This window comes from Massilia aquatica (assembly GCF_011682045.1).
Lineage (GTDB): Bacteria > Pseudomonadota > Gammaproteobacteria > Burkholderiales > Burkholderiaceae_D > Telluria_A > Telluria_A aquatica.
Genome location: NZ_VVIW01000063.1, coordinates 1 through 3635, shown reverse-complemented (window position 1 = coordinate 3635; position 3635 = coordinate 1). Strand labels below are relative to the sequence as shown.

At 76.1% G+C, this 3635-nt stretch carries 1 protein-coding gene; it reads right to left on the bottom strand.

Annotated features, from left to right (window positions below):
• A partial coding sequence (locus F1609_RS33845; RefSeq protein ID WP_167082326.1) for an AMP-binding protein occupies positions 1 to 3635 on the bottom strand: 3635 nt, incomplete at both ends.

Genomic DNA, 3635 nt, shown 5'->3' with positions numbered 1-3635 from the left:
CCCACCACACCCCCCCCCGGGGGGGGGCCCCCCCCCCCCCGGGGGGGGGGCGCGCGGCGCCCCCCGCGGGGGGGGGGGGGGGGGGGGCCTGGGGGGGGGGGGGGCGGCGGGGGGGGGGGGGCGCCGCCAGGACGTCGGCGATCGAGCCTTCGCCGGCCAGGTTGAAAACGCCATCGAGCGCGCCATCGCGTTCGGCGGCGTCGAGCGCGGCCGCGAGCGACTCCTGCAGCGGCACAGCGTCGGCGCCGTCCAGCTGGCGGTAGGCCAGCGCTGCGCCCTCGACCAGGGCCGCCTGTCCGGCCAGGTAAGCGAACACCTGGCTGCGCGCTCCCGCCTGCTCGACGCCGCTGCGTCCGGCCAGCGTCAGGCGGGCGCCGAAGTTGCGCAGCAAGTGCAGGCACAGGTGCGCGCCCACCCCGCCGAGGCCGCCGATGACGAGATAGCGGCCGCCGGCGCGCAAGAGCTGGCGCGGTGCCAGCGGCACTGCGGCCGGCGCCAGCGGGCGCAGGGTGGGCACCAGGCGCACCCCGCCGCGGTAGGCCACCTGACCCTCGCCGGCACATTCGTTGAACACCTGGTCCGGCGCGGCGCCGTCAACCAGCACCACGCGCAGGCGCGGATGGGCCTGCGCCAGGCTGGCGCCGACCCCGGGCAGCGCCGCATGCGCGATGCCCGCCTCGGCGCCGTCGATGGCGAAGGCGTTGCTGGTGGCCAGCACGATGGCCGGCGCCTCCGGCAGCAGCTCGGCGGCCGCGCACAGCGCTTCCCAGTGCGCGTGCGCCTGGCCCAGCGCCGCGCTGGCGCTGGCGGCGTCATCGGCCAGCGCCGGCGCCTGCCACTGGGCGTCGATCACCGCCTGCACGCCGTCGAGGCGTTCGTCGGCGGCAGCGAGCAGCGCGGCCAGGTCGGCCGCTTCGCCGGCGCGGTAGCGCGCGCGGCCGTTGTCATCGAAACCGGTGAAGCCGGCCCCGGGCATGGCCACCAGGGTCGCTTGCGTCGGGGCCTGTCCGCCCAGCCACAGCACGCGCCGCGCCACTGCGGCGGCGGGCGCCGCGGCGGTCCAGTCGAGCTCGAAATGCCAGCCGGGCACGGCGGCGCGCTCGCCCAGCGTGCCCTGCCCCTGGAGCGTGATGCGCTCGGCGAAGTGGCCGGCCACGAAGCCGGCCGCCAGATGCTGGCGGCGGATCTTGCCGATCGCGGTGCGCGGGAAGTCGGCGCTGTCGAGCGCCACCAGGGCGGCCGGACGCAAGCCGTGTTCGGCGATCAGCGCCGCCTCGATGGCGGCCGCATCGGCGCCGCCGTCGAGCGCGCTGTAAAACACCACCAGGCTGTCGGTGACGTCGCCGGCCTGGCGCGCCGCGACCGCGGCGCAGCAGCCGCTGCGCACCCCTGCCACGCCCTCGACCGTGTTTTCGAGCGCGTGCGCCGCGTAGTTGAGTCCGTTGACGATCACGATTTCCTTCTCGCGCCCGGTGACCACCAGGCTGCCGCCGACGACGAAGCCGCAGTCGCCCATGCGCAGCCAGCCATCGGCGGTGAAGGTATCGCGGTTGGCCTTGTCGTTGCGGTAGTAACCGGACATCAACTGCAGGCCGCTCACTTCGATGCGGCCGGCCACACCGGCGCGGCACACCTGGCCGGCCGCATCGACCACCCGCACGGCGCTGCCGGGAAACGGTTGGCCGACCTCGACGAAGGGACTGCCTTCGCCCGGCAGGGCGCGCCTGACCGGCTGGTCGAGCGCGGTCTCGCTCAGCCAGTGCACATTGTCCTGCTGCCCGCCGCGCAGATTGTGCGCGCCGATGCAGGCCGAGGTGGTTTCGGTCATGCCGAACACCGGCTTGATGACGTCGGCGCGCAAGCCGTGCGGGGCCAGCAGCGCCAGGAAGCGCTGGCAGCTGTCGTGGGTCACCGCTTCGCCGCCGTTTTCCCACAGCTTGACGCTGGCCAGGTCCCAGCGCCCGGCCGCGATCGCGGCGGCGTGCTCGTTGACCAGGTTAAAGCCGAAATTGGCCATCCACAGCAGCGACACGCGATGCCGTTCGATCAGCCCCAGCATGCGGGTCGGATCGGCCAGCACGTAGGCGGTGTCGACATGCAGCTGCTCGTTGCCCAGGCACAGGTCGCGCAGGTGGTGCTGCACCAGGCCGCCCACATGGTCGAGCGCCAGCCAGTTGAGCGAGGTTTCGGTGGCGGCCAGGCCGAAGGCGCCGCTGACCGCGCGCGCCAGCGCCAGCAGGCTGCGGTGCGGCAACAGCACGCCCTTGGGCGCGCCGGTGCTGCCGGAGGTGAGCAGCATCAGGGCGTCGGTCGCGCCAGTCCATGCATGGGCCGGCAGCGCCTCGCACGCGCGCGCGCCAGCGCCGTCGATCAGGTGGATGGTGGCGTCGAGGCCGCGCGCGGCCAGCGCCGCGCTGGTGGCGCCCGACTGGGCCTGGCTGGCTAGGATGGTGCGGCAGGTAAGCATGCTGTCCGGGCCCAGCAGGTGCCAGAGCGGATTGGCCGGCGCATCGTAGGGACTGGCCGGGGTCAGCGGCAGCGGCAGCACGCCCAAGAGAATGCAGGCCCAGATGCCGCACAGCAGGTCGGCCGGCTGCTCGCAATGGACGATCACTTCCTGGCCGGGCGCGACGCCCTGCGCGCGCAGGAAGGCGGCGATGCGGGCGGCGGCGTCGAGCAGGGCCGCGTACGACATCCTGCGCTCGCGCCCGCTTCCATCGATGAACACCATCCCGCGTCCACCCGCCGCCGCGCTGCGCAGCCGTTCGAGCAGGTCGCCGTCGGGGAGCGCCAGCGGCGCCCCGCTCAGCAGGGCCGGCGCGGGGTCGTGGTACTGGCCGCCGTCGGGCATGAATGCGGCCGGCAGCGCCAGCGGCGCCTGTGCCAGCGCGGCGGCGTGCACGCGCAGGCGCACCTCGGCGCCCTCTTCCGCGGCCAGCGCCCGCCCGGCGTGGGCCAGCAGCACGCTGTCGGGCGGCGCGCCGGCGCGCAGCGCGGCCAGGTCGATCGCGCCGGCGCCGTCACGCGCCAGGCGCGGCAGCAGCGCCACGCCGAGCGGCTGCGCCCAGTCCGGCAGGGCCGCGGCCAGCCGCGCCACGCCGGCCTCGCCCGCCTCGCCCGCCTCGCCCGCCTCGCCCGCCATGTACAGCACCAGGCGCGCCGGCGCCACATCGGCCTCGGCCGCGATCAGCACCGCCTCGCCCAGGCCGCTTTGGGCCAGCAAGGCGCTTACCAGCTGCGCCGACATGCGGCGCCCGCCGTGGCGCAAGGCGTCGAGCGCGCCGTCGGCCAATTCGATGGCGCCGTCCGGGCGGCGGCGCGCGCGGTAATCGGTGATCCAGGTGCGCTCGGCCGGCGCGGCCAGGGTGGCCAGGGTGTCGGCCAGCGCCGGCAGCATGCCGGCCAGCGCCAGCACGCCCCAGGCGTTGTCAGGCAAGACCCGCCCGGCCTCGTTGCAGACCCGGTGGCGCCCGGGCAGGCGGACGCGCTGCTGCCCGGCCTCGGCCAGGCCCAGCACCAGATGGTCGCCCAGGGCATGCGCCAGGGCGTGGCCGGCGCCGCGCGCGGCCGCGCCGGCGCTACCCCAGCTGAGCAGGCAGGCAGCGGGCGCGGGCGCCGCGCCGGCCGCGCGCGCG